This window comes from Bacteroides ndongoniae, from assembly GCF_900108345.1.
Taxonomy (GTDB): Bacteria; Bacteroidota; Bacteroidia; order Bacteroidales; family Bacteroidaceae; genus Bacteroides; species Bacteroides ndongoniae.
The window spans coordinates 356,830-382,107 of record NZ_FNVV01000013.1; the positions used below are offsets into that span (position 1 = coordinate 356,830).

Annotated in this window: 26 protein-coding genes and 1 pseudogene; 21 read left to right on the forward strand and 6 right to left on the reverse strand. The window is 47.6% G+C overall.

The window, feature by feature from the left end:
• Positions 1-61 precede the first annotated feature (61 nt).
• From BQ5591_RS05750 to BQ5591_RS05770, 5 genes are all read right to left on the reverse strand, one after another.
• Positions 62-1,303: an ABC transporter permease gene (locus BQ5591_RS05750; protein WP_071148727.1), complete on the reverse strand. Its 1,242-nt coding sequence runs from the start codon at positions 1,301-1,303 to the stop codon at positions 62-64.
• Positions 1,303-2,484, reverse strand: a complete 1,182-nt coding sequence (locus tag BQ5591_RS05755) for an ABC transporter permease (protein ID WP_071148728.1) — start codon at positions 2,482-2,484, stop codon at positions 1,303-1,305. Before BQ5591_RS05755 ends, BQ5591_RS05750 begins: the two co-directional genes overlap by 1 nt.
• A 5-nt stretch (positions 2,485-2,489) precedes the next feature.
• Positions 2,490-3,479, reverse strand: a complete 990-nt coding sequence (locus BQ5591_RS05760; protein WP_071148729.1) for an HlyD family secretion protein — start codon at positions 3,477-3,479, stop codon at positions 2,490-2,492.
• A 181-nt stretch (positions 3,480-3,660) separates the two neighbouring features.
• Positions 3,661-5,139, reverse strand: coding sequence for a TolC family protein (locus tag BQ5591_RS05765; RefSeq protein ID WP_071149351.1), 1,479 nt, complete (start codon positions 5,137-5,139; stop codon positions 3,661-3,663).
• 253 nt (positions 5,140-5,392) lie between these two features.
• Positions 5,393-6,268, reverse strand: coding sequence for a hypothetical protein (locus BQ5591_RS05770; RefSeq protein WP_022162377.1), 876 nt, complete (start codon positions 6,266-6,268; stop codon positions 5,393-5,395).
• 526 nt (positions 6,269-6,794) lie between these two features.
• Between BQ5591_RS05770 and BQ5591_RS05775 the strand changes: the two genes are divergently transcribed.
• From BQ5591_RS05775 to BQ5591_RS05850, 14 genes and pseudogenes are all read left to right on the forward strand, one after another.
• A complete protein-coding gene (locus BQ5591_RS05775) occupies positions 6,795-7,967 on the forward strand; it encodes a glycoside hydrolase family 88/105 protein (protein WP_083380887.1) in 1,173 nt (390 codons plus the stop codon).
• Positions 7,968-8,164: 197 nt separating this feature from the next.
• Positions 8,165-8,527, forward strand: coding sequence for a hypothetical protein (locus BQ5591_RS05780; protein WP_071148244.1), 363 nt, complete (start codon positions 8,165-8,167; stop codon positions 8,525-8,527).
• Positions 8,521-8,853, forward strand: coding sequence for an IS66 family insertion sequence element accessory protein TnpB (gene tnpB, locus BQ5591_RS05785; RefSeq protein WP_071148245.1), 333 nt, complete (start codon positions 8,521-8,523; stop codon positions 8,851-8,853). Before BQ5591_RS05780 ends, tnpB begins: the two co-directional genes overlap by 7 nt.
• A gap of 90 nt (positions 8,854-8,943) precedes the next feature.
• Positions 8,944-9,312, forward strand: a pseudogene (locus BQ5591_RS22270) (IS66 family transposase); the annotation flags it as partial.
• Between the two features lie 382 nt (positions 9,313-9,694).
• Complete coding sequence (locus BQ5591_RS05795; protein ID WP_071148731.1) at positions 9,695-10,474, forward strand: tetratricopeptide repeat protein; 780 nt, start codon at positions 9,695-9,697, stop codon at positions 10,472-10,474.
• 78 nt (positions 10,475-10,552) lie between these two features.
• Positions 10,553-11,473, forward strand: a complete 921-nt coding sequence (locus tag BQ5591_RS05800; protein WP_159434434.1) for a hypothetical protein — start codon at positions 10,553-10,555, stop codon at positions 11,471-11,473.
• Positions 11,474-11,625: 152 nt separating this feature from the next.
• The gene (locus BQ5591_RS05805) at positions 11,626-12,393 is read left to right on the forward strand and encodes a hypothetical protein (RefSeq protein WP_071148733.1); all 768 of its coding nucleotides are present in this window, start codon (positions 11,626-11,628) and stop codon (positions 12,391-12,393) included.
• 355 nt (positions 12,394-12,748) lie between these two features.
• Positions 12,749-13,270, forward strand: coding sequence for a hypothetical protein (locus tag BQ5591_RS05810; RefSeq protein WP_071148734.1), 522 nt, complete (start codon positions 12,749-12,751; stop codon positions 13,268-13,270).
• 153 nt (positions 13,271-13,423) lie between these two features.
• Entirely contained in the window at positions 13,424-13,951 is a 528-nt protein-coding gene (locus tag BQ5591_RS05815) for a hypothetical protein (protein WP_071148735.1), read from the forward strand.
• 8 nt (positions 13,952-13,959) lie between these two features.
• Positions 13,960-14,139, forward strand: a complete 180-nt coding sequence (locus BQ5591_RS05820) for a hypothetical protein (RefSeq protein WP_022161862.1) — start codon at positions 13,960-13,962, stop codon at positions 14,137-14,139.
• 847 nt (positions 14,140-14,986) lie between these two features.
• Positions 14,987-15,712 (forward strand): hypothetical protein, encoded by a 726-nt coding sequence (locus tag BQ5591_RS05830; protein ID WP_071148737.1) that lies wholly within the window; start codon positions 14,987-14,989, stop codon positions 15,710-15,712.
• A gap of 599 nt (positions 15,713-16,311) precedes the next feature.
• A complete protein-coding gene (locus tag BQ5591_RS05840) occupies positions 16,312-16,617 on the forward strand; it encodes a helix-turn-helix domain-containing protein (RefSeq protein ID WP_071148738.1) in 306 nt (101 codons plus the stop codon).
• Between the two features lie 193 nt (positions 16,618-16,810).
• Positions 16,811-17,641, forward strand: coding sequence for a 6-bladed beta-propeller (locus BQ5591_RS05845; protein ID WP_071148739.1), 831 nt, complete (start codon positions 16,811-16,813; stop codon positions 17,639-17,641).
• A gap of 18 nt (positions 17,642-17,659) precedes the next feature.
• A complete protein-coding gene (locus BQ5591_RS05850; RefSeq protein WP_071148740.1) occupies positions 17,660-18,040 on the forward strand; it encodes a hypothetical protein in 381 nt (126 codons plus the stop codon).
• A 19-nt stretch (positions 18,041-18,059) separates the two neighbouring features.
• Here the strand turns inward: BQ5591_RS05850 and BQ5591_RS05855 are convergent, their stop codons facing one another.
• Positions 18,060-18,929, reverse strand: coding sequence for an NAD kinase (locus BQ5591_RS05855; protein ID WP_022163261.1), 870 nt, complete (start codon positions 18,927-18,929; stop codon positions 18,060-18,062).
• Between the two features lie 103 nt (positions 18,930-19,032).
• Here BQ5591_RS05855 and BQ5591_RS05860 point away from each other — a divergent pair, with 103 nt between their 5' ends.
• The 7 genes from BQ5591_RS05860 to recG are packed head-to-tail and all read left to right on the forward strand — an operon-like array spanning position 19,033 to position 25,112.
• Positions 19,033-19,746 (forward strand): pyridoxine 5'-phosphate synthase, encoded by a 714-nt coding sequence (locus BQ5591_RS05860; RefSeq protein ID WP_022163260.1) that lies wholly within the window; start codon positions 19,033-19,035, stop codon positions 19,744-19,746.
• Positions 19,746-20,462: a MotA/TolQ/ExbB proton channel family protein gene (locus tag BQ5591_RS05865; protein WP_071148741.1), complete on the forward strand. Its 717-nt coding sequence runs from the start codon at positions 19,746-19,748 to the stop codon at positions 20,460-20,462. The genes BQ5591_RS05860 and BQ5591_RS05865 overlap by 1 nt, the downstream gene beginning before the upstream one ends.
• Positions 20,456-20,869, forward strand: coding sequence for an ExbD/TolR family protein (locus tag BQ5591_RS05870; RefSeq protein WP_071148742.1), 414 nt, complete (start codon positions 20,456-20,458; stop codon positions 20,867-20,869). The genes BQ5591_RS05865 and BQ5591_RS05870 overlap by 7 nt, the downstream gene beginning before the upstream one ends.
• A gap of 59 nt (positions 20,870-20,928) precedes the next feature.
• The gene (locus BQ5591_RS05875) at positions 20,929-21,750 is read left to right on the forward strand and encodes an energy transducer TonB family protein (RefSeq protein WP_071148743.1); all 822 of its coding nucleotides are present in this window, start codon (positions 20,929-20,931) and stop codon (positions 21,748-21,750) included.
• A 15-nt stretch (positions 21,751-21,765) separates the two neighbouring features.
• Positions 21,766-22,317, forward strand: a complete 552-nt coding sequence (locus tag BQ5591_RS05880) for a DJ-1 family glyoxalase III (protein WP_022163256.1) — start codon at positions 21,766-21,768, stop codon at positions 22,315-22,317.
• Between the two features lie 42 nt (positions 22,318-22,359).
• Positions 22,360-23,028 (forward strand): 2-C-methyl-D-erythritol 4-phosphate cytidylyltransferase, encoded by a 669-nt coding sequence (locus BQ5591_RS05885; protein WP_083380888.1) that lies wholly within the window; start codon positions 22,360-22,362, stop codon positions 23,026-23,028.
• On the forward strand, positions 23,016-25,112 hold the full coding sequence (recG, locus tag BQ5591_RS05890) for an ATP-dependent DNA helicase RecG (RefSeq protein WP_022163254.1): 2,097 nt from the start codon (positions 23,016-23,018) through the stop codon (positions 25,110-25,112). Before BQ5591_RS05885 ends, recG begins: the two co-directional genes overlap by 13 nt.
• The last annotated feature ends 166 nt before the right edge of the window (positions 25,113-25,278 follow it).

The window sequence follows — 25,278 nt, forward strand, 5'->3', positions numbered from 1 at the left end:
CGAATGTTTCCGAGATTTCGGTTGCATGGATAGTTAAAGTAACTGAAATCCCGGAAAAGCATTACAGGCCTCGCTTTTGTCTCATCTTTTTGTAAGCCTCTATCATGTGTCTGCGGCTCAGGATGATCTGCCGGCGATATACCAGGCAGGCGGTGATGAAATAGAAACCCGCCTGCAACCACAAGGCACGGTATTCGAAAGCCACCTCGTTCAGTGTCGCCCCCATGCTGTTGATGCGTACATAGCCGTTGATGCCGAACGTCGACGGGAAGATGTACGAAAAGTACTTCCAGAACGGAGGAATGGCAGCCGCCGGCCACGAGATGCCCGAAAGGAACAGCAGCGGCACGGAGGTAAAGACAAACAGCAGCATACACGTCTCACGATTGCGGATGGCGATGGATGCCGTCATCGAGAAGAAGATGCAGGCAGCCAGGTAGGGCAGGATGAACAGAGCCAGTTCGCCCGGTATGGCGATACGGTTCAGTTTGAAAATCCAGGGTACCACACAGAGGATGTAGACCGACACCAGCGAGTAGACCATGAAGTAGCTCAGCCCCTTGCCCATGACGATGCGCAGCGTACCGTTGTAGTGTCGGTTGATGGGAACCAGGTCGCGGAACTGGTTGTGCTCGCGTGCCGTTCCGGCGGACAGTCCGATGCCCAGCAGCAGTGTCTGTTGGATAATCAGCATCAGCACCACCGGAATCAGGAAGGCAGCAAAGCCGTTGGTCGGGTTATACAGTGCCACGTCCTCGTACTCGATGGGATAAGCGGTGATTTCGTCCTGACGTTCGGTGCTGTTGCCGGCACGTTCTACCTTGATGTCGGCGTTCATGGCCAGTGATACGTTGGTGTTGGCCAGCAGCAGGGCTTTGTAGTACAGCAGTCCGCTCATGTCGCAGTACAGGCTGACCTGCGTCTGCTTGCCCCGTGCGATGTTGTCGCTGAAGTCGGCGGGGATGTAGATCACGCCGTATGCCTTGCGTTCCTTCATCATCAGTTTGGCCTCTTCCATGTCGGCGCAGTAGGTCACGATGTTCACGTCGGGGGTAGCGTCCACCTTGCGCAGGTATTCGCGGCTCAGCGCCGAGCGCGAGTTGTCCACTACCACGGCGGGCACTTCGCGGATGGTCTCGTTGGTGTAGATAAAGGCATAGATCAGCGGATACACTAACGGCACCAGTATGAAGAAGATGAGCACGCCCTGGTCGCGGAAGGTCGTGCGGAACTCCTGTTTCCATATATAGAACATGTCGTAGATGCCTTGTACGACTCTTTGTTTGAACGTCAGCTGTTTCATCAGGGAATGTATTTATAGTAAACCAATGCAGCCTTCAGCCGGTGGGCTATCAGGAAGGGCAGCATCATGAAAATGAGCAGTGCCACGTAGTTGGTCCACGAATAGATCATGGGATAGCCGTTCAGTGCCTGGTCCACGTAGATCAGGAAGTAGTGGCGCAGCGGGAACAGGTTGGCCAATGCCTGCAGCGTGGGGTGCATGGCCATGGCCGGGAACGACAGACCGCACATCGAGAACGACAGCACGCCCCACAGCGAGGCGAAGCTCAGTCCCAAGCGCAGGGTAGGCAGCGTGCCTATCATCAGGATGCCCATGCCTTGCGATGCCAGCACTAAGCAAAGGGTGGCAAACAGCATGGGCAGGATGCCGTTGTTGCACGGGAAGTGCAGGAATCCGTAGAGATATACATTATATAATATACCCATCAGGAAGAAGATGGCCGTGTGCGGAAGCAGCTTTCCTGCCAGCGAAATCCAGATGGAGTTGTTGCCCATGTGCAGCCATTCGCGGGCGGTGCGTTCCTTTATCTCTACGCCGATGGAGTAAACGGTCACCATGAAGATGAGCAGCATCAGCACTCCCGGCGCAAACGTGTTGCACAGATAGACGGAGTAGTTCAGCCAGGGGTTGTTCAGCGGGTGCGTGTCGATGACGATGGGTTGCAGGAAGGCCATGGCCTGGTCTTCGGTAGCGCCTTTGGCATAGAGGGCGGTGCGTGCGGCGGCGCCCGATGCCAGCTCGCTCATCATCTTCATGTCCCTGAACAGCAGGGAGCCGGCTATCAGCATGGTGTTGTTGGTGTAGAACGACACTTTGGGCTGGCGTTGCGCCTGTGCCTTGGCCGACAGTCCTTCGGGTATGTAGTAGAATCCGTAGATCTCGCCCCGCTGCATGGCTGTCCGTGCTTCGTTGAAGGTAGGATAGTGGGCCACGATGGCCGTCTGCTCGAAAGCGTCCAGATTGCGTACCAGCTGGCGCGAGGTGCTGCTCATGTCCTGGTCCACGACACCGGCGGGCAGATTGATGGGCAGACCCGAGTCCATCAGCGTGGTGAAGAACACGTAGCAGAACAGCGGTGCCACTACCATGCAGAACAGGTACAGCGGCCGTGCGACGAGGCGGCGACATTCGCGCTTCATCACGGCCAACAGGGCTTTATGTTTGGACTGGCTGTTGATCATCGTCGTTATTCTCTATCCAGTATCACACTCATGCCCGGTCGCAGACCTTCCACCTTGTCGGTCGGCAGGGCTCTTACTTCGAAGGTTTTCAGGTCGAACTGTCCGGTTGTCTTGGTAGCTTTCCAGGCAGCATACGTACCCAGGTCCTTCATGTAGTTCACTTTCAGTCGGATGTTTTTGTCCAGTGCAGGTACAAAGGCTTCGAACTCCGTACCCACGGTCAGGCTTTGCAGCAAGTCTTCGCGTACGTTGAAGGTCACCCACATGTCGTCCATTACGGCAACGTTCATGATGGGTGCGCCGGTACCTACCAGTTCGCCCTGTTTTGGGAAGATTTCAGACACCTCTCCGTCTTTCTGTGCGATGAGGTACGTTTCGTTGATGTACGATTCCACTTCGGCTACAGCTCCTTTGGCTCGATTCACCAGTGCGGCGGCGGCAGCCTTGTCCTCACGTTCGGCACCGTTCTTGGCCATGGTGTATTGTGCCTTGGCAGCCTTTTCGGTAGCCAGTGCAGCGTCTCTCTGGGCAGTGATTTCGTCCAGCTTCTGTGCCGATACCACTCCTTGGTCGTACAGGTTCTTGATGCGTTTGTACGACTTCTCGGCGATGGTCACTCCTGCCTGTGCCTTCTGCCACATTTCGTAGGCAGCCTGAATCTGTTCCTGGCGGGCACCTTTCAGCGCCTTTTCGTTCTGTGCTTGTGCGGCAGCTTCGGCAGCACGTGCCTGTTCCAGTTTGGCCTGCACGTCGGGTGCTTCGAGTATGGCCAGTGTGTCTCCTGCACGGACGGTTTGTCCTTCCTTGACACGGAATTCCAGGATACGTCCGGGTACCTTGCTCGACACGCGGTATTCGGTTACTTCTGCCTGTCCCTGTACGATTTCAGGACCTTTGCGCAGCATAAAGAAGCCAATGACGGCAACAATGGCAATCACTCCGGTCAGCGTGAGGAATGCCAACAGCATATTGCTGTTTTGTGATTTTGTATCCATTTTAGTTTATGAGTTTTTGAGTTTTTGAGTTTTTAAGTTTATAAGTTTTTAGTTGACAAGTTGACGAGTTGACGAGGGGGATTTAAGTTTTTAAGTTCTTAAGTTCTTAAGTTCTTAAGTTTTTGAATATTCATTCCCTTCCCCCCTCTCCTTGGGAGAGGGGCCGGGGGTGAGGCTCCCCTTACTGCAACACTCCCGTCGCCTTCTTCAGATAGATTTCGGTCAGCTTCACGTCGATTTGTGCGTCAATCTTTTCCGACTGTGCCGAAAGCCATGCCGTGTGTGCTTCGAGCACGTTGCTGGCGGGTATTACTCCTTCTTCAAAGCCCAGATTGGCGTAACGCAGGTTTTCGTTGGCTTTTTCCAGGTTCTTTTCGGCCATGGCCAGCTTTTTGGTCGCTTCGCGCACTTTGAAGGCCGACTGGCTGACTTGCAGTTCTATCTTCTCCTTGGCTTCTTCCAGTTGGTAGCGGGCGATGCGGGCTTCCGCTTTGGCGGCTTTCACTTTGTAGATGCCTTCACCCCAGTGCCATATCGGCATCGATACGACTAGGCCTACGTTCCACATGCCTTTGAACTTCTTTTCAAAGCTGTTGAAGACGGACGGATTGGTAGCGATGTAGTTTCCCATTAGGGCGATGGAGGGCATGTAGGCCGAGCGCTCTACGTTTACCTTCTGCTTGTATATCTCTGCCGCAAGCTCCAGACTACGTACTTCGGGGCGCAGACTGTATACCTGCTCCAGGTCGATTCCGTTGGCAGCTATGGAGGATAGGGGCAGGTTTTCTTCCTGTTCGTCGGCCAGGGTGATGGGGCTGCTCAAGTCCAGACCGCACAACTGACACAGCAGCATGCGTGCCAGGCTCAGTCCGTCGTCTACCTTGGTCATGGTCATTTCGGCTTCGTTCACCTTTACCTTTACCGACAGTCCGTCGGCTTTGGTAGCCACTCCTTCGGCTATCATCTTCTGCATGTCGCCGTCCAGCTTCTGCAACAGTTGCAGGTAGCTTTCGGCCAGCCTTTTCTTGTTGGCCAGCGACACCACCTGCCAGTAGGCCTGGTCGGTGCTCAGTATGACGTCCTGCATGCCACTGTTGTGTTGCTGGCGTGCCAGCTCTTCGGCATATCGGGTAATCTTGTTGTAGGCTCGTATCTTTCCACCCATATAGAGGGGTTGTGTCAGGGTCAGTGCTCCGCCATACATGTTGCGGGTGTCGGTGCGGAAGGCATCAACGAGCGCGTTGCCCAGATTGTTGAGCGGGGTGGCGATGTCGGCACTTCCCAATGCTTGCAGCAATGCCATGAATTGCGGATTCTGTATCAGTTCGGGGTGCTGTGTCAGCAATCCCTGTATGCCGCTCTGCATGGCGCCGCTGACCTGTGTACCTACCGATCCGAGTGCGCCTTTCTGTGCATCGCTCAGCAGGGAGAATTCTTTCTGGTTGCGCATATATCCGCCTGTTGCCGACAGCTTGGGGAGGTAGTTGGTGAATGCCGCTTTCTTCTGGTAGTGTGCGGCATTGATTTTTTCCTGGCTTATCAGCAATTCTTTGTTGTTGGCGATGGCCAATGCACGACAACTATCCAGGCTGAGGACACGCTGTGCGCTCATAGGAAAGGCAAGGAGGGCCAAATAGATGATACATAAGACTTTTTTCATAGTCTGCATACGTTAGTGTAAGTAATGAAATGAGTTCTTTATAAAAACAATTATTGCATAGGCAATAATGCGAATGTATATGCTTTCGCCGATACGGCAAAATACTTTAAACTTTTTAATACGGAATGAGGGGGATGGGGTATGGTTTAAGGTTGAGAGTTTAAGGCTTAAGGCTGGGGGAGGAGGGGAGTAAGGGCGAAGTTTTCTGTTCTGAAATCTATCGGCTTTTAACTTCTCTCCCCCTTTCCACTTCTTACTTCAACGTAAATTCCTTCGACCCTATCATGGTGCCGTCGGTGAAGATGTAGACCTGATAAGTACCTGCGTAGAGGTATTCTTCCACATTCCAGTAGACGGTCACGTTCTGTTCCTCTCCGTTGTATTCGATGTATTTCTTGATGGAGTAGGGCAGCTGGCGGTTTTCGTAAGTGAAGGTGTCCGATGAATTTTGTGTCAGCACGGAGTTGTCAGGCTTGGCAATGCGTACGTACAGGGTCCGTTCGCCCGTTTCGGCCGTGATGTTCTTGGCGATGGTGAAGTCTATTTTCAGTTTTACGGCATCTTTTATCTTCCGTGCCTTCTTTCCACGCTTGTTCTGGGCTTCGAGGGTGATGCCGGTTGCGTCCAGCTGGGCGGCAAGGGTCACCTTCTCGTTCAGGTTTTTCTTTTCTTCCGACAGGCTGCTGATCTGCTGCGAGGCGGCATGATACTTCTGCGTCACCTCGGCTATCACTTCTTTCTGGTGAGCCGTGAGGCGGTTCAGTGAGTCAATCTGGTTGATGTAGCCTATCATGACTTTGCGCAGGGTAGCCAGTTCTTTTTTCAACCGGCGTATTTCGCTGGCGTTGCTGCTCTTTACGGTGCGCAGTTCTTCCAGCAGCCGTTGTGTTTTCAGCTGTTCCTGTTCCAGCAGGTAAGCCAGCGAGTCGTTCGAGACGGTCAGCTTCAGTTCGTCGTATTGCTGTGCAAATCGGGTGTATTCGTTTTCCAGGTCTTCCTTTTCCAGCTGGAATTCCTGTACGAGTTCGCTATTGGTCTTTTTCTCTGTAAACAGCAGGATGGTTACTCCTACCAGCAGCACCAGCAGTGCTATAACCATGATGACAAGCGCATTCTTTTTGTTCGCCATATTATTAATAGAATAATGGTAAGTGGTTAATGGTGAATGATGAATGGTTAATGATGAATGATTAATGGTAAATGATAACTAATTCTTCATTCCTCATTCTTCATTTTTCATTTTCTTGTTCTTCATTCTTCATTTTTTTATTAACAGCCTGAGGCCATAAAGGTTTTATCCGGTTGCAAAAATAATCATTAAAAGTGAATCGGCATGTTTTGAGGGCAGATTTAATTCAGCTTTTCTAGTGGATAATTGGGGCTGTTGATGCAAAGTATATGCATAAATCACTATTTTTGTTCAGGTTAATTAACTCAAGTTTCGCAAATGCGAAACTTTCAGGAGTTAAAGAAGTTAAAAGGAGTTATCGCCCACCAAGGTGGGCTAGGAGTTAAAGCCGATAGATTAAGTGTATGGTCTGTATCCTTTTCACAGAGGTATTGGCTTAACTCCTTAACTTCTTAACTCCTTAACTACAACCGATTAATAAACTTGCGAAACTTAAATAATTTTAGATAAACGATTTTTTTGTATCATGAAAACATGGATTAAATTGTATGGTGCGGCATTGTGTTTGTCCGCAGGTGTGATCTCTGCTTATGCAGAAGGAAACATGGTCAATAATAAAGCTACGGTTTCCGTGGCTCAGTCCGAGGAGTTCTGGAGCTGTCAGGCCGTGAAAACTTTGGGCAAGAAAGTAGCCGACTGGCAAATCAAGGAGTTTCCTAACACTTCGCATGGGGCGAAAGACCAGCGTGGCTGGGTGGCAGGTGCATGGTATATGGGGCTATGCGATTGGGCAGAACTGTCGGGCGATTCTACCTATTATAAATGGATGAAGAAAACTTTCTCCGGGCAGCGTTGGCAATTGGGCAACCGGATGTATCATGCCGATGACTTCTGTGTAGCTCAGACCTACATCGACCTGTACGAGAAATTTAGGGATAAGAATATGCTTGAACCTACGCTGGCACGTACGGAGTGGGTGGTGAATCATCCTTCGAACGGTAGTGTCGATTTCCGTGTACCCCAGCTTCGTCTGGAACGCTGGACGTGGTGCGATGCTTTGTTTATGGCTCCTGCAGTGTACACCCGCCTGTACCGTCTGACCGGCAATCGCAAATACATGCATTTCATGGATGCCGAGTTTAAGGCTACCTACAATCATCTGTATGACAAGGAAGAGAAAATGTTTTATCGGGACAGCCGTTACTTCGACCAGCGCGAGGCCAATGGCAAAAAGGTGTTTTGGGGCAGAGGCAACGGTTGGGTAATTGCCGGTCTGGCCGAAATACTGAAAACGCTGCCCGAGGCTGATACTGAATTCCGTCCCTTCTACGAGGCGCTGTTCACAGAGTTTGCCACCCGTTTGGCCGGACTTCAGGGAAAGGACGGATATTGGCATGCCAGTCTGCTCGATCCCGACAGCTATCCTTCGCCCGAAACCAGTTCGACAGGTTTCATCGTTTATGGTTTGGCCTATGGCATCAACCACGGCTATTTACCGGCTGCCGATTTTCTGCCTATAGTCAAAAAAGGCTGGCAGGCTTTGGCTGAGGCTGTAGATCCGGATGGGAAGTTGTGCTGGGTACAGCCCATTGGGGCCGATCCTAAGAAAGTGACTCACGATATGACGGAACTTTATGGACCGGGTGCTTTCCTGATGACTGCATGCGAAGTTTATAAATTGTGTAGCGATAAGGATTAGATGATTTCTTGACTATACCTGTGCCATACTTGCATCGCTCCTGAGAGACACTTGTACGGCTCGCGAGCAACACTTGCACGGCTCGTGAGCCATGCAAGCAATACTCGTGGGGATTGCAGGTAAGCTTCCAAAATTGGCGTATTGACTAGTATGTCCCTTTCCTTTAGCTTCGTGCTAAACTTAAAACTCGAAAGATTATGTTTAGCGAAAAAGATTTTGAAAGACTGTGGTTCCTCTACAAGACCGAGGGCGAACCCAAAGGAGTTTCCATCAACTCATTCTGTATTAGCAACAACATTCCTTACACGGCATTCTATGACTGGTTCAAGAAGACACAGAAGAAAGTTGTACCTGTAGAAGTGGAAGGTATTCCTGAAGAGTTGATCCAGGCAGGCAATGAAGAACAGGATGTTACTAAAGGCAAGTCTAAACGTACATCTCCCCATAAAGGGAGCATCATGGTAACGATTAGAACCCGTGAGGGTTTGTGCATACAGAAGAAAGGCTTAGACTATCAGGGGCTGAAAACACTGGTAGAGAAACTGGAGGGCTTATGCTGAGCATCAACGGTCTTCACAACTTCTACTACCTTCCTGAGCTTCACGATATGAGATGCAAGGCCCAGCGTATATGCGAGATAATCCGCGGCAGGTATCACCGAGATCCGCTGAGCGGAGACGTTTACATGTTTATGTCGAAAGACCAGCGTAAGGTTCGTATGATACACTATGAGCGGAATGCCTACTACCTTCATGAGAAGTCCTTCATTAAGGGTTATAAGTTCATGAAAATAGAGCGTAAGGACGATGTGACAGTGTATAAGATAGACTGGAAAGACCTGGTCACAATACTTGAAACTCCGGTAATAACGAGCATAAAAATTTAATGATAAAACTCTGAAAATCAGCGATAAAAGTTCTCTGAATATTTGCGTATCTCACTGAAAATGAGTATCTTTACATAAAATTTAGAGAACATGGAAACAGAGGAACTCATAGAACACATACTCAGACAGAAGCATCTTGAAGAGATGATGAACAGGCCTGAAAAGGAGCATACACCCCTTGAAGGTATGGATAATGAGCAGATAAAGAGGTTCGCCCTGTTCCTGTTTGAAGAGAATCAGAACAAGAGCAAGCAGCTTGATGAAATGATAGCACGACTTGATGAAATAGGAAAAGACCTGAAGGACGCCAACCGTAAGATTGATTCCCTTACAGATGCCCTGCTTAAGGCAAACAGCAAGGCTGAGAAGGCTGCCATTGAATGCAAGCTCCGCGACAAAGAATACAAAAAGCTTGAGAAAAAGCATAACGCCCTTGTCGAGCGTCTTTCACTTATGAATNCTTCACGCCTTCACTTAGCTTTCAGGATCTTGGCTGTCAGGTAGATAGGATGAAACATCCGGTTTCACGGAAGTTTCACCTCTTGCTTTCACCTTTCCGGATTTTTCTATTTCTTCGGGATTTAAGCCTGTTCGATGTGTGTTTGTTAATCTATTGATAAACAAGATGATGTGGTGAAGGATGTAACGTACGTGCAAGTTTATGTAACGTACGTGCAAGTCTGATGTAACATTTGTGTAGATGTTCCAACGCGTTACACGGGCGAAACCTGAATTTTTAACACGCGATGTTACGTCATCGAAGGTATTTGATACAAATTGTTTTGGGGGTGTAGTCGATAAGTAGGATATTTGCATACAGACCTTATACGTACAAACGAACATGAATACAATCGAAAAAACACACCCGGGCACGTCGCTTAAAAGCCTGCCCGTTCTGTTTGCCGCCCTGTGCATGCTGCTGTGCCTGTCCGCCTGCCGTCCCAAGCCCTATCCGTCGCTGCTGCTTGCGGCGGACAGTCTGGTGTCCGTGCTGCCGGATAGTGCCTGTGCCTTGCTTGTCTCCTATGCCGCCGACACGGCGGACGAACCTCAGTACGTCCGCATGTACTACCGCCTGCTTTGCATCAAGGCGAAGGATAAGGCCTACATCGTGCATACGTCGGACAGTGCCATCCTGCCAGTAGTGGCCTACTACGAGCGGCACAAGCGCCTTCCCCACCTGCCCGAAGCCTACTACTATGCCGGCCGTGTGTATCGCGACTTGGGCGATGCGCCGCAGGCGTTGGCTTATTTTCAGCGGGCGCTCGACGCGATGCGCGAGGATGAGGATATGGTTTTGAAAAGCAAGATCTATTGGCAAATGGGAACCTTGCTGAAACAGCAGAACCTTTATTTAGAGGCTTTGGATGCATACAGACAGAGCCTTGAATGTTTTAAAGTGCTGAAAGATAGTGTAAATATGGTATATAGTTATAGTCAGTTGGGAGGACTGTTTATGAACTTGGAGCAGCAAGACAGTACTGTATTTTATTATCGGGCATCTTATAAACTATCCTGTTTGTTGAAAAGAAAGGATTTGGTAAGAGTCATACAAGGTTTTTTAGCATACTATTATACGAAAGAAAAGAAATACGAAATTGCTTATTTCCCTTTACAATAAGCCTTGCAGAATGTCGAGAAAATTAATCAGAGTGGAATCTACTCTATTGCAGCTGATTATTATCATAAAGTAGGTCAATTGGATTCAGCACAATGGTATTATAACAAATTGTTATCATGTGGCACATTGTATGTACAGGAATGGGCTAACAGGGGATTAGCTTCCATCGCTTTGTCGCAGGGAAGAACTGTTTCTGCTGCCCGACATCTCGATCAGGCATTATCGTTGGGCGATTCTATCTTGAAGTTAACCAGAACGGATGAAGTCCGCAATGCTCATTCGCATTACAATTACCAGCTTCGCGAACAGGAGAACCAGCGTTTGAAGCTTCAGAACCTGCGTCAGCGTCAGACGAATGTTGCCATCATGGTGGCGTTTGTCTTGTTCGTGTGTGGCGGTACGCTCTATTATCTGCATCGGCGCAAGGTCATGCGCCTGCGTCTGCAGGTGGCCGAGCAGTTGCAGGCCGAGGCCTATCGCAACAGCCGGCAGTTTGTAGAAGACAATCGCGAACATATTCATCGGTTGGAAAACCGCATCCAAGAACTGAACACTCAGTTGCAGGGCAGCAGCTTGCAATGCGAGCAGCTGCAGCAGCAAATCGACATTCTGTCCCACATGAATCGGCAGGTGGAATTGGAGCAAAACAAGCGTTTGTTGGATCAGGACCTGTTTTCCCAGTCGGAAATCTATGCCTTGTTCAGGCAGAAGTTGATAACCGGGCAGGCCGTCACTTCTGCCGAGTGGGACCGGTTTGCCGAACAGCTCGATGGCTCCTTCGAAGGTTTTACTCAAAAGCTGGGTCGCTTAGGGCAGTTGAAGGAAAAAGAATGGCGTGCCAGCCTGCTCATTAAGGCTCGGTTTAAAAACAAAGAGATTGCCGCTCTGTTGTTTCTTTCGCCCGAAGGCGTCAGTTCACTTCGGCGGAGGCTTTGTGCCAAGTTTTTCCAAAACGGTTCGGAAGCCAAAGAGTGGGATAAGTTTATTCTCTCATTATAAGCCTCTTGCATACTCCGTGCACAGCTTTTTGCACAGTTCATGCATAGTTTTGCTTTCTGCTAAAATTAAATGCACAGTTTTTGCACAGTCGATTTGTTGCTTATCCCTTGCTTTTCCCGGAATTTTGAGGCATGAACTTAAAAATAATATTTATGAGACATGCTTTTGTTATGATGGTCGTTCTGCTTTGCAGTGCAAGCGGATGGGGGCAGAAATACGTCTTTGACGCGTACAGCCATGTGGTCGAAAAGATGTATGACATTAAGGTGACGAGACCTGATGGATTCGAAGAGTTGGTTGAAGATTCTTATCCCATTCAATTTTATGTGGGAGAAAATGGAGGTTTTGTTTATCCTGTTTCTATGGTTTCCGAGGATAAGAATTGTCTATTGCTGTATCCATTCTTCAATTATTGGCCGGACATAAAAGGAAATGCATATAGTGACTTGAAGGCTTCGTTGGGGATGGATACGTGGGATATTACGATTCCTTTGGACACGGCCCGTTATGTGAAAATATTTACTCAGGGAGAATTGGTGGACTGTTGCAATGCCGATACGCTGACAGTTTATAGGATGAAACTGCCGAAAGGATTCGAATACAAGGAAAAGTATTCGGCTTATGTTGGAATCCTTATCAGGAAGAGCGGTCATGCTTCGGGCATCATGAAGATGGTACTGACCGAAGAAGGCTGCAAACATGCGGACGACTATCTGAAATGTTTCCTCGGAAGCATGCGCTATTCGGACGAAGCGCCGGCGCTTCCCAGTCTAAAGAAGATCAAAAAGTTACGTAAACGGATAGATTCGCGCATCCGTCGGTTGGATCAGGCTGATAAGGATAAGATACGCGGTTCGCTTGACTTCATCTTTCCTGTAGGTATGTTCAGAGATACGTTCGAACGGCATTGCCCGGAATGAACTGCTTGCATCTGCGTGGTTAAGCGTGCTTGTTAACCCTCTCTGATTAGAAAAATTGTGTATTTACGGAGTTTGCACGTTTTTGCACGCTCGATTTCTTGATGATTTGAATTGATTTGGTGAACTTTGAGATATGAACTTAATCCAACCTTGACTTCGTCGATTTTCAATTCGCAAACTTAATCTGCAGTTGACGAGTTGACAAGGCGTTTGTAGCGAGCCGTTTCGGGCGGTACTTTATAAAATAGGGTATTGGGGGGCTTATTAGCTTGTTGGCTGAAGCCTTGTCACCTAATAAAAAGTCTTTGTAAACTTAAATATAAAACAATAGTGTAAAACTGTTAAGTGTATTATTATGATGAAAGTAAGAAGTTTTTTATTGGTGGTGAGTTTCTTGTTTTCTGTGTGTAATCTGAATGCTCAGAAAACGATAACGGATCCTTGTGAGGGAAAGGTGTTATCGACGTGGAAGGAACAAATAGAATTTGTGAAAGAATGTGCAGAGAAAAGCATGAAAGACCTAAAACTGATGGGTTACAAAGAACTGGGTGAAATTAGCTCGCAGCAGCAGTTGGATGAATATCTGAAACGATCGTTTGCTGATGATACGAAAGGAGCGTTTTATCTGAATGAAACCGGAACCCGTTACGAAATACTACCTCTGAAGGAGGGTAGGGAAAAGGAGCGCTCCATGCGACAGAAGGATACATATGATCTGATTCAACAGCAGTTGACTAAAGAACTTAAAATAGGGATGGAACTTATAGAGTTACAATGGGAATATAAAGGAAAAACTTTTAATTCTGTAGCCGTTGCTCATAAGGGCGGTAAATTTGTATATGATCCGATAGGTTCTCTGGTGCTGTTTGAAAAATGAAATCTTTTTTGCATTGAGTATAGCGGCGAAACAAAATGCACAGTTTTTGCACAGTCGCTTCCTTGGTTGTCAGAATTGGTTTGGTGAACTTTGAGACATCAACTTAAATAACGAAGCGGAAGCTTATTTGTCGAATATTTAAAATGTACAACTATGAGTAGAATTACATTGAAACTTGTTGCTCTTTGTGGGTTATCTTTTCTATTATTTGCCTGTAACAATGTGGAAGGGAAAAATGGAATTGTTGAAAAAATAAGTGAAAATAGGGCAGTAAAGGACAGAAGCCAGTTGCCTGCATATACAAAACTGACAGACAGCGAACGGGAAAGGGTTGATTCCATCGCACAGACAACAGCTTTTTTGAACTATCAAAGGGTCTTTCAGAATTATCTTGAGAAAAGTGTCAAAAGTGTGAATGAGCTTTCGGCAGATGAGCAGAAAGCTTATTTCAGTTGTACAACGGTGGAGGAACGAAATGCTTGGAATGCCAAATTGAAAATAGTAAAGGAGGTGCAGGATTTGGACAATATGAGGACTGCTTATGAGGAATTAAAAAGTAAAATCGGTGTGACGGACGCGGAAGATATGGCGCTGGAGATGATCGCTATTTGCGAAGGAAGAGAAAAAACGCCCTTAAATTTGAAATTTTCCGAAAAGGAGTTGCCAGCAGATAAAAAGTGACGAGCCTGTTGCTTTATCTGACTTGGTATCTTGAGGAAAAGAAAGTGCGTGTAGCGGAGATAGAGCAACGGGTGAAAGACGAATTTGGTGTTGTTATTCGGGTGGAGATACTCGATTGGAAGAAGGCACAGGCAAGTTCGTTTGATAGTATTGAACAAAAGGCCGTTGAAATTTTTAGTAAAAAATGATCTTTTGTGAACTTTGAAGAGCGTATTAAATTAGAGAAAGACTCGTATTTTTTCATTAGCTTCGCTCAAGATAGCTCTTATTATTTAGGTATAGTTTGAACAAAGCGAAGAATCTCAAAAAAAGGATGCTCGGGCATTCAGATCCTTCACTTTGTTCAGGATGACATTACATAAAGATTATACTTTTTCATTTTGACGCACCTTTATGAAACATGCTTTTATGATGCTGCTGGTCGTTCTGCTTTGCAGTATAAGCGGATGGAGCCAGAAACGCATTTTTGACCTGTACAGTTTTCAGGTTGAAAAGTTGTATGGCATTGAGGTGGATTCAACGTGTTGTCAAAAGAGGCTTATTAACCTAGCAGATAGAATATTTATGACTGTATAATCGCAACAAGATGAAAACGAAAGCACTATATATAATATTTATTTCTTTGGCCATATTGTCCGTGCTACTAATGGCGATTAACAAGCAATGCAATTATGTGATTAACGACTGGTATATTTCTGGTATTTATATTGCGATGTGGTTTTTCCTATTCCTTCATACAGTAGGTAAGACCCTTGAGGGAAAAAGAAAAGAAATAAATACTTATATACCAAGCATTCTTACATTTTTGGCGTTTCTATTGAATGTGATATATGTATTTTGTTTGAAGCCTTGATATCATTGCTAAAGGAGTTAAACAAGTTATTGCTTCGATTAGTTCCATTAGGAGTTAAAAGTAGGTGGTATAGATACTAAGTAGGGTTATTTATAAGGCTTGTACGTTTTTGCACGCTCGATTTCTTGATAATCTGAATTACTTTTGTGAACTTTGAGACATCAACTGAAAAGATAATACTTATGAAACAGGCTTTTATTATGCTGGTCGTTCTGCTTTGCAGTATAAGCGGATGGAGCCAGAAACGCATTTTTGACTTGTATAGTTCTCAGGTTGAAAAGTTGTATGGCATTGAGGTGACGAAACCAGAAGGATTTAAAGTATTGTCAAAAGAGACTTATCCTCTTACTCTTTATACGGGGAAAGGAACGTTTTGGCAGTATGCGGTATCCTTGGTTTCCGAGGACGAGAACTGTCTGTTGCTGTATCCTTATTTCAATAAATGGGGTCGAGACAGAGTGTATGAGGAATTGAAAGCTTCGTTGGGAGAGAATCCGCTGGACAAGGGGCTTGCGGTGGATACGGGCCGTTATGTCAGGATGTTCACCCGAGGCAGGGAAGTGTACCGTTGCGGTGCCGATACGGTGGTCGTTTGCCGGATGCAACTGCCGGAAGGGTTTGAGTACAAGGACAAATATCCGATTTGTGTCAGCGTCAACCTTCATAAGCAGGGTCATCCTATAGGCATGATGAAGATGCTGCTGACCGAAGAAGGTAGCGAGGATGAGGAAGTTTATCTGTCTCGCTTCATTGCAAGTATCCGCTATGCGGACGAAGTTCCGGTCACCAGTCCTAAACGGACTGAACAGGTGCGCAAACAGATGAATGCACGTACTTGGTGGCTTGGAAAGGCTGCCAAAAAGAGGGTACGCAGCGCGCTTGGATTGAATTATCCTTTTGAATTATGAAAGGATCGGGAAGTGGGTGCCCGGAATGATTGTTTGCATTTGCTTGGTTAGGTGTACTTTTTTCCCCAGTTAGAGAAAAATTTTTCTCTAACTGGGAAATTATTTTTTCCTAACTGGGAAAAAATCGGTGTATTTTCCGGTTTTGCACGTTTGGTTTGTTGACAGCTTGGGTGTTATTTATAGAAGACTTTCTAAAGATGTTGTAAAATAGGTAACTAAACTTATAAGTTTATGGTTAAAATGGCTATATTTGCATTGTAATACTATATAGTTATGGAATTTGCAAGGCTTTAGAAGAATTAGACACCCTGTTCAGACCTCTTGATGTGAGCGATACGAGGAGTGTGGAGCTAACACGTCAGAAGGCTCGTAATTGGGAACGTGAGAGGCATGATAGTTGGCTTAGGATATATGCAATAAGGTTGGAACCTAATGTATATGTCGTTACTGGAGGAGCTATAAAATTGACAAAAACCATGCAGGATAAGGAACATACCATGATAGAACTGAATAAGTTGAACAAGTGTAAGGAGTTCCTTAAACGACATGGTGTGTTTGATAAGGATAGTTTCATCGACTTAAACATGGAGGAATAAACTATGAGCAAAACGATTGATTTTTTGAAGGAGCATGAAAGTAGTGTACCTTCAAAGTTCCAAGAAAATGCAGCCTGGAGACGTGAAAACCGTGAATGGCTGAAATGGTCTCGTGATGTTGCTTTATCATTGGTTGACTATATGGAAACAAATGGAATTAATCGAAATGGATTGGCTGAACGTCTTGGGGTTACTCCTCAATATGTAAGTAAGATGTTGTCGGGCAAGGTTAACTTTTCATTTAAAAGCATTGCTGAGATAGAAAGTAAACTCAATATTAGATTGCTGAATATTATGGAACCGGCATAAAATAATCGTACTGATAATAGCCGGATGTGTCGAAACTGGGGAAGAGCTTTTTTTATTTGATATAAGATTCATATTTCTGTTGGGGCAGGAAATTCCAGATTTTCCGGTTTTGCACGTTTTTGCACGCTCGTTTTCTAGGCTATTCGGATAGGTTTTCGGAGCTTTGAGGCTGTTAAACCTAAAAATTAAACATATGAGTTTCATTAACACGACTACTTTTGTAAAGAGACTTTTTACAGTGCTGTGGGTGATGGGCCTTTTGCTTGTCACCGCTTGCAGGGACAAACAGGTGAGTGACGGTCAGGTGACGAATATTGATTTGACGAGTCCGGCACAAAAGAAGCTGAATATGTCGGAATTTGTAAGCGGAATACAATACATCCCGCTGGAGACGTCGGACGACAATCTGATGGGTAACGTTGACCAGCTTCTGTTTGCGCACAATAAAATAATCATTGTGGACAATAAGACCGCTTCCATCTTTTTCTTTGACGACCAGGGGAAATACCTGTATAAGATTGCCAAGCAAGGCGTCGGACCTGAAGAATATTCTGAAATAGACAAGGTTGCCGTGAACTCGCAAGAGGGGGTATTGTATGTTCTGGATCGGAAGAAAGTTCTGGTGTATAGTCTGGAAGGGGAGTTTAAGGAAACAATCAAACTGGATTTCTTGGCGGGTGATTTTATTTATATGGATCATACTCTTGTCTTATATTGCGACTATGGACAAAACCCGGCTTTGGAGAAAGACGGCCAGTTGCCCTTGTTGGTCATTTATCATATAGATACGGCAGAAACCCGTTATTCTCTTTATGCGGATGCGTCAATAGGCATGACGGAGGTGATAGACAATCACATGCTCAGAGGAAATGGCGGACGGGATGAGGGGACACTTACGTTCCCGTTCTCGGACTATGTGTACCGTCTTGGAACGGAAGGAGATTCGCCGGCGTATTTCGTTGATTTCGGAGAAAAGAACAGAACGAGGCTGGAAAATCATCTGGCAATGCTGAAAAGCGAATAGTTAAGCGCAGAGGATTGTATGGAAGGCAGAAAGGGATATCCGGCTTTCAGGGCGGTGTCGGGATGTCAGGAAAGCGACAGCCTGTTGTTTGTCGGGTTTAATAATTATTCGGAACATGAAACCGGGGTGTATCTGTGGGATAAAAGAAGTGGTAAAACTCTGAACAGATGTTCTTCGGAAGGCTGGGCAATCAAGAATGATATTGACGGTGGATACCCATTGTTGCCTATGGCTTTGAGGGGCGATAAATTCTATACGGTTGTTCCGCCTTTCTATTTGCTGGATATGGAAATCGAGGATCCGGAGCTGAAAAGTATTGTGGAAAAGATGACCGGAGAAGAAAATCCCATACTGATGGTATCGACTGTGAAAATCGGCAAGGCTGATTCGAACCGTTAAAAGCGAAAAATGTGCTTTATTACCGTACATCTGCTCCCCACATCATCTTGTTGCGGAGTGTGTCGAAGAAAATGTGGTTGTAGCGTTTGACGACTTTTATGCTGTAGTCGGCTCGTGCGATGTGCAGCCTTGTTCCTTCCTTGCACGATTCGCTACGGCCGTCGATGGCTACCAGAAAGTTGTGGCTGCGGCTTTCGACTTCGAGGGTGATTTCCCAGTCGTCGCAAATGACGATGGGACGCACGTTCAGGCTGTGGGGTGCCACGGGGGTGATGGCGATGGTCTGACTGTGGGGCACCATGACAGGGCCGCCCACGCTGAGTGAGTAGGCTGTGGAACCGGTAGGCGTGGCGATGACCAGTCCGTCGGCCTGGTAAGTAGTGAGGTGAGCACCGTTAATATAAGTATGTATGCTGATCATGGACGAGCTGTCGTGTTTCAGTACGGCAATCTCGTTGAGGGCATAAGGCTCTTGAAACACATGCCCGCCGTCGCAGCGCAGCTGAAGTACGCTGCGTTCTTCTACTTTATAGTGATGATTGTAGATTTCGTCGAAAGTTTCTTCCATCTCGACCGGCGAAATGTCGGCCAGAAAGCCCAGCCGGCCGGTGTTGATACCCAGTATCGGAATGTTTTTCTTGCCTACCCGGCTGGCAGCTTTCAGAAAAGTACCGTCGCCGCCGATGCTGATGACCATGTCGGCCTGAAAGTTGTCACCGTCGAACAATTCGGCAGGAGGAACGTTCAGATGAAGGTCGTCGGACAGAAAACGATGGAACTCCCGGCTGATACAAAGTTCTGCTTTCCGCTCGTGAAGGATGTGCAGAAGGGTTTCGGCATGAGATGATTTGCTTGCCTGATAGGTGTTTCCGATAATGGCGAATTTCATATTCAGTCTGTTATTATACGTTGCAAAGATGCCATTTTTTTCTCAGATTGCTGACAACTTATCGCTATTATTTGTATTTTTGCCGCAAACTATCGAACGTATTATGACAAGATTAAGCGTGAATATAAACAAGGTTGCTACGTTGCGTAATGCCCGCGGTGGCAATGTACCGAATGTGGTGAAAGTGGCATTGGATTGCGAAAACTTTGGGGCTGACGGCATTACCGTTCATCCCCGTCCGGACGAACGGCATATACGCCGGAGCGACGTTTATGATTTGCGCCCCCTGCTCCGTACCGAATTCAATATCGAAGGTTATCCTGCTCCTGAGTTCATTGACCTGGTGCTGAAAGTGAAACCCCATCAGGTGACACTGGTGCCCGACAGCCCTACGCAGCTGACCTCGAATGCCGGATGGGATACGAAAGCTAATCAGAGTTTCCTGTCGGAAGTGCTGGATACGTTCAACGGTGCGGGCATCCGTACATCGGTCTTCGTGTCGACCGACCCGGAAATGATAGAATACGCGGCCAAGGCAGGTGCCGACCGTGTGGAACTCTATACGGAGCCTTATGCCAGTGCCTATCCGAAGGACCGGGAGGCTGCCGTGGCTCCTTTTGTAGAGGCTGCCAAGGTGGCACGCAGCCTGGGACTGGGACTGAATGCCGGACACGACCTGAGTTTGGTGAACTTGAACTATTTTTATAAAAACATTCCCTGGCTGGACGAAGTCTCCATTGGTCATGCGCTGATATGCGATGCGTTGTACCTGGGACTGGAACGTACTATTCAGGAATATAAAAACTGTCTACGCTGATGAATCTGATGCTTTTATGGGCCCAAGTGGCTCCGTCGCTTGCCGATTCGATTGCCGGTGCCAATCCGGTATTGACACCTGTCAACACACCCGACGAGATGAACCTGTGGAGTATGGCCATGAAAGGTGGCTGGATTATGGTACTGCTGGGCCTGATGTCCCTGCTGTGCTTCTACATTCTGTTCGAGCGCAACTACGTTATCCGGAAAGCCGGCAAGGAAGATCCGCAGTTTATGGACAAGATAAAGGACTACATTCTGAGCGGTGAACTGAAGGCTGCCATAGCCTATTGCCGCAGTGTAGATACACCTTCGGCACGTATGATTGAAAAAGGAATCAGCCGTCTGGGACGCCCGGTGAACGATGTGCAGGCTGCCATCGAGAATGTGGGTAACTTCGAAGTGGCCAAACTGGAAAAAGGCATGACGATCATGGCAACCATTTCGGGTGGTGCGCCGATGCTGGGATTCCTTGGTACGGTGACCGGTATGGTACGTGCTTTCTGGCAGATGGCCAACGCCGGTAACAATATCGACATCACGCTGCTTTCGAGCGGTATCTATGAGGCCATGATTACAACCGTGGGTGGTCTGATTGTAGGTATCATAGCCATGTTTGCCTATAACTATCTGGTGACGCTGATTGACGGCGTAGTGAATAAGATGGAAGCCAAGACAATGGCCTTTATGGACTTATTGAATCAACCTTCATGTTAAAGCGCAGAGTCAAAATATCACCCAATTTCAGCATGGCGTCCATGACGGACCTCATCTTTCTGTTGCTGATATTCTTTATGATTACCTCGACCATGGTGTCGCCCAATGCCATTAAGGTGTTGTTGCCGCAAGGCAAACAGCAGACATCGGCCAAGCCCTTGGCGCGGGTGATTATCGACAAGGATCTGAATATGTATGCGGCATTCGGCAATGACAAGGAGCGTAACCTGTCGGTCGAGGAGCTGACACCTTTCCTGAAGGAATGTGCAGCCCGTGAGCCGGAGATGTATGTGGCTCTTTATGCTGACGAGTCGGTGCCTTACCGCGAAATCGTAAAGGTGCTGAACATTGCCAACGAGAACCATTTCAAGATGGTGCTTGCTACCCGTCCGCCTGAAAACAGATGAACGGAGGGGCGCATGTCCGCCATTGTTTATTATGAACAGTTAAAACAACAAATAGACCGATGCTCTCTTCCAAGAAAAAAGCAAAATATGTAGGACTGACAGGCGCGTTGCTGGTGCATGTGGCTATTGTAGCCCTTCTGTTGCTGGTCGGTTTCAGTCTGCCCGAGAAGGTGGAAGAAGACGGTATGCCCGTGATGCTGGGTGAAGTACCCGATGCATGGGGGACAGCCGATCCGTCGCTGGTAGAGGTAGACGTGGTGCCTGAACAGACTGCTCCCGAAGTGCAGGAGGCAGCCGAACAGGAGATGATTACCCAGGAAGAGGAAGAGACCGTAGCCATCAAACCAAAGACTGAGGTAAAGAAGAAAACGGAAAAACCGAAAAAACCGGAGAAAACGGAAGCCGAAAAGGCAGAAGAAGCCCGTAAGCTGGCCGAAGCGAAAGCCGAGAGAGAACGCAAGGAAGCCGAAGAAGCAGCCCGTAAGCGTGTAGCCGGAGCGTTTGGTAAAGGTGCGCAGATGGGCAGCAAGGGAAATACCGAAGGAAAGGGTATACAAGGCAGTCCGACGGGAAATGCACCGACCGGAGCGACCTCGGGTGTAGGCGGTTATGGTACGTTCAGTCTGGGAGGCCGTTCGCTGGGTGAAGGTGGCCTGCCGAAGCCTGTATATAATGTGCAGGACGAAGGCCGGGTAGTGGTGGACATTACGGTGAATCCGGCCGGACGTGTGATAGCAACCAGTATCAACAGGCAAACCAATACCGTAAACTCTGCTTTGCGCAAAGCAGCCGAAGACGCGGCCCGGAAAGCACGTTTCAATGCTGTGGGCGGAGTGGATAATCAGACGGGAACAATAACATATTACTTTAATTTAAAATAAAAGGAGATAAAAGTTATGGGTACAGTTTATGTATTTTTTGCCGATGGATTTGAAGAAATGGAAGCCTTTTCTGCTGTAGACGTCATGAAGCGTGCCGGTCTTCAGGTAGAAATGGTGAGTGTAACTCCTAATGAGATAGTAACAGGTTCGCACGGCATTCCGGTGCTTTGCGACAAGAATATAGTCAATTGTGATTTCTTTGATGCCGAACTTATTCTGATGCCTGGCGGACTGCCTGGTGCGACTACATTGGATGCTTGCGAGGACTTGCACAGACTGATACAGCGGTTTGCCGATGAAAACAAACCGATTGCTGCCATTTGTGCCGCTCCGATGATTCTGGGTAAGATGGGATTGCTGAAAGGACGCAAGGCTACTTGCTATCCTGGATTTGACAAGTATCTGGAAGGTGCCCAATATACCGGTGCTTTGGTTGAGAAAGACGGTAACTACATTACCGGAAAAGGCCCTGCTGCTGCATTGCCGTTTGCTTTGGCTGTGGTTGAACATCTGCTGGGAGCCGAGAAAGTGGCCGAATTGAAGCAGGCCATGTGTGTGCCCGATTGAGAATAGGATAATCGAATAATCATCCGTTAATACATTTTATCTGTGAAATACGCTCTGATTGTAGCCGGTGGAAAAGGATTGCGCATGGGCAGCGAGTTGCCCAAGCAATTTCTTCCGATAGGAGGAAAGCCTGTGCTGATGCACACGCTGCAGGCTTTCTATGACTACGATCGGGAAATGCGGATTATATTGGTGCTTCCGGTCAGCCAACAGGCGTATTGGGCACAACTGTGCCGGGAGCACCATTTTACTGTGCCTCACGAAGTGGCCGATGGCGGAGAAACCCGTTTTCATTCTGTAAAGAATGCGCTGGAAAGGGTAAACACGTCTGGTCTGGTCGGTGTGCACGACGGAGTTCGTCCGTTTGTGTCGCAAGAGGTGATTGCCCGCTGTTACGAACAGGCTGCTGAAAAGAAAGCGGTTGTTCCGGTGGTCAATGTGGTAGAGACTGTCCGTCACCTGTGTCAGGGAGGAAGAAGCGAGACAGTGCCCCGTGACGAGTATCGGCTGGTGCAGACTCCTCAGGTGTTTGACGCAGAATTGCTGCTGCGGGCTTATCGTCAGCCTTATACGTCCGACTTTACCGACGATGCTTCTGTAGTAGAGGCTTTGGGAGAGCCTGTCTGGCTGACAGAAGGTAACCGCGAGAATATCAAGATAACGACTCCTTTTGACTTGAAGATTGCCGAAGCTTTGTTATGTTCGATTTAGCTTCGCGTGACATAAAATATCTGTCGGGCGTGGGACCCCAGCGGGCTGCTGTGCTCAACAAGGAGCTGGGTATATATTCCTTGCACGACTTATTGTATTATTTCCCTTATAAATATGTAGACCGGAGCCGTATATACAGTATATACGAGCTGGATGGCAACATGCCTTACATACAGCTGAAGGGTGAGATCCTGAGTTTCGAGGATGTGGGCGAAGGACGCAACCGAAGACTGGTGGCTCATTTCTCCGACGGAACGGGAGTGGTGGACCTGGTCTGGTTTCAGGGGGTGAAATATATTATAGGAAAATATAAGATCCGTCAGGAATACATCGTCTTTGGAAAGCCTACGGTTTTCAACGGACGCATCAACATAGCTCATCCCGATGTGGATGCTGTGGCCGATCTGAAACTTGAAACGATGGGACTGCGTCCTTATTATAATACGACGGAGAAAATGAAGCGCAGTTCGCTTAACTCCCATGCTATCGAGAAAATGATGGCTACGGTGGTGAAACTGCTTTCTGATCCTCTGCCCGAGACGCTGTCGCCGGCCATACTGCGCGAACATCATCTGATGCCGTTGACCGAAGCGCTGGTAAATATACACTTCCCGACCAGTGCCGAACTGCTGCGTAAGGCGCAATACCGGTTGAAGTTTGAAGAACTGTTCTATGTACAGCTCAACATTTTGCGTTATGCACGCGACAGGCAACGCAAGTATCGGGGATATGTGTTCAGTAAAATAGGCGATATATTCAATACGTTTTATTCCAAAAATCTTCCTTTCGAACTGACCAATGCCCAAAAGCGGGTGTTGAAGGAAATCCGTCGCGACATGGGGATGGGCAGGCAGATGAACCGTCTGTTGCAGGGCGATGTGGGTAGCGGAAAGACGCTTGTGGCGCTGATGAGTATGCTTATTGCACTTGACAACGGTTATCAGGCATGTATGATGGCGCCTACCGAAATTCTGGCCAATCAGCATTACGATACAATCCGGGAGTTTCTGCATGGTATGGATGTACGGGTGGAACTGCTCACCGGTTCGGTGAAGGGAAAGCGCCGGGAAGCGATTCTGGCAGGGCTGCTCAGCGGCGAGGTACAGATTCTGATAGGTACACATGCCGTTATCGAAGATACGGTGAACTTTGCTTCGTTGGGCTTTGTGGTCATCGACGAACAGCATCGTTTTGGTGTTGCCCAACGGGCCAGACTGTGGACAAAGAGTGCGCAGCCCCCTCATGTGCTGGTAATGACGGCTACCCCTATTCCGCGTACATTGGCCATGACGCTGTATGGCGATCTGGACGTGTCGGTGATTGACGAATTACCGCCGGGACGGAAACCGATCGCTACGATTCATCAGTTCGACAATCGGCGTGAGAGTCTGTATCGTTCGGTGCGGAAGCAGATTGAGGAAGGACGTCAGGTGTACATTGTCTATCCGCTGATAAAGGAGAGTGAGAAGATAGACCTGAAGAATCTGGAGGAAGGATATCTGCATGTATGTGAAGCATTCCCTGACTGTAAGGTATGCAAGGTGCACGGCAAGATGAAGCCGGCCGAAAAAGACCGGGAAATGCAACTCTTTGTGTCGGGTGAGGCACAGATTATGGTGGCTACCACTGTGATCGAGGTAGGGGTGAATGTGCCTAATGCATCGGTGATGATTATTGAAAATGCCGAACGTTTCGGCTTGTCCCAGCTTCACCAGTTGCGCGGACGCGTAGGGCGTGGAGCCGACCAGTCTTATTGTATTTTGGTGACCGGTTACAAGTTGGCAGAAGATACCCGCAAACGGTTGGAGATTATGGTGCGGACCAATGATGGCTTTGAGATAGCCGAAGCCGACCTGAAACTGCGTGGACCGGGCGATCTGGAGGGAACGCAGCAAAGCGGCATTGCCTTCGATCTGAAGATAGCCGATATAGCCCGTGACGGTCAGTTGCTGCAATATGTGCGCGAAGTGGCACAAAAAATCGTAGATGCTGATCCGAACGGAGTTCTTCCTGAAAATGAAATACTCTGGAGACAATTGAAGGCTTTGCGGAAGACGAACGTTAACTGGGCGGCCATTAGTTGAAAAAACGGTTAAATATACACTTTATTTCCGCTTTTATGTTGTATAACATATTTAGCCTTATTCCCCCTATTTATAGGGGGTTAGAGCCTGTTCACTTTTGTTTTTAGATTGTTACTCTTGAAAAAATAGTTAATAAAGGGTACTCTTTTTCAGCGAGAAGTTTTAT

Excerpts from the sequence above, each read along its gene's own strand:
- BQ5591_RS05750 (WP_071148727.1), bottom strand. The coding sequence starts at position 1,303 with ATGAAACAGCTGACGTTCAAACAAAGAGTCGTACAAGGCATCTACGAC.
- BQ5591_RS05755 (WP_071148728.1), bottom strand. The coding sequence starts at position 2,484 with ATGATCAACAGCCAGTCCAAACATAAAGCCCTGTTGGCCGTGATGAAG.
- BQ5591_RS05760 (WP_071148729.1), bottom strand. The coding sequence starts at position 3,479 with ATGGATACAAAATCACAAAACAGCAATATGCTGTTGGCATTCCTCACG.
- BQ5591_RS05765 (WP_071149351.1), bottom strand. The coding sequence starts at position 5,139 with ATGAAAAAAGTCTTATGTATCATCTATTTGGCCCTCCTTGCCTTTCCT.
- BQ5591_RS05770 (WP_022162377.1), bottom strand. The coding sequence starts at position 6,268 with ATGGCGAACAAAAAGAATGCGCTTGTCATCATGGTTATAGCACTGCTG.
- BQ5591_RS05775 (WP_083380887.1), top strand. The coding sequence starts at position 6,795 with ATGAAAACATGGATTAAATTGTATGGTGCGGCATTGTGTTTGTCCGCA.
- BQ5591_RS05780 (WP_071148244.1), top strand. The coding sequence starts at position 8,165 with ATGTTTAGCGAAAAAGATTTTGAAAGACTGTGGTTCCTCTACAAGACC.
- tnpB (WP_071148245.1), top strand. The coding sequence starts at position 8,521 with ATGCTGAGCATCAACGGTCTTCACAACTTCTACTACCTTCCTGAGCTT.
- BQ5591_RS05795 (WP_071148731.1), top strand. The coding sequence starts at position 9,695 with ATGAATACAATCGAAAAAACACACCCGGGCACGTCGCTTAAAAGCCTG.
- BQ5591_RS05805 (WP_071148733.1), top strand. The coding sequence starts at position 11,626 with ATGAGACATGCTTTTGTTATGATGGTCGTTCTGCTTTGCAGTGCAAGC.
- BQ5591_RS05810 (WP_071148734.1), top strand. The coding sequence starts at position 12,749 with ATGATGAAAGTAAGAAGTTTTTTATTGGTGGTGAGTTTCTTGTTTTCT.
- BQ5591_RS05815 (WP_071148735.1), top strand. The coding sequence starts at position 13,424 with ATGAGTAGAATTACATTGAAACTTGTTGCTCTTTGTGGGTTATCTTTT.
- BQ5591_RS05830 (WP_071148737.1), top strand. The coding sequence starts at position 14,987 with ATGAAACAGGCTTTTATTATGCTGGTCGTTCTGCTTTGCAGTATAAGC.
- BQ5591_RS05840 (WP_071148738.1), top strand. The coding sequence starts at position 16,312 with ATGAGCAAAACGATTGATTTTTTGAAGGAGCATGAAAGTAGTGTACCT.
- BQ5591_RS05845 (WP_071148739.1), top strand. The coding sequence starts at position 16,811 with ATGAGTTTCATTAACACGACTACTTTTGTAAAGAGACTTTTTACAGTG.
- BQ5591_RS05850 (WP_071148740.1), top strand. The coding sequence starts at position 17,660 with ATGGAAGGCAGAAAGGGATATCCGGCTTTCAGGGCGGTGTCGGGATGT.
- BQ5591_RS05855 (WP_022163261.1), bottom strand. The coding sequence starts at position 18,929 with ATGAAATTCGCCATTATCGGAAACACCTATCAGGCAAGCAAATCATCT.
- BQ5591_RS05860 (WP_022163260.1), top strand. The coding sequence starts at position 19,033 with ATGACAAGATTAAGCGTGAATATAAACAAGGTTGCTACGTTGCGTAAT.
- BQ5591_RS05865 (WP_071148741.1), top strand. The coding sequence starts at position 19,746 with ATGAATCTGATGCTTTTATGGGCCCAAGTGGCTCCGTCGCTTGCCGAT.
- BQ5591_RS05870 (WP_071148742.1), top strand. The coding sequence starts at position 20,456 with ATGTTAAAGCGCAGAGTCAAAATATCACCCAATTTCAGCATGGCGTCC.
- BQ5591_RS05875 (WP_071148743.1), top strand. The coding sequence starts at position 20,929 with ATGCTCTCTTCCAAGAAAAAAGCAAAATATGTAGGACTGACAGGCGCG.
- BQ5591_RS05880 (WP_022163256.1), top strand. The coding sequence starts at position 21,766 with ATGGGTACAGTTTATGTATTTTTTGCCGATGGATTTGAAGAAATGGAA.
- recG (WP_022163254.1), top strand. The coding sequence starts at position 23,016 with ATGTTCGATTTAGCTTCGCGTGACATAAAATATCTGTCGGGCGTGGGA.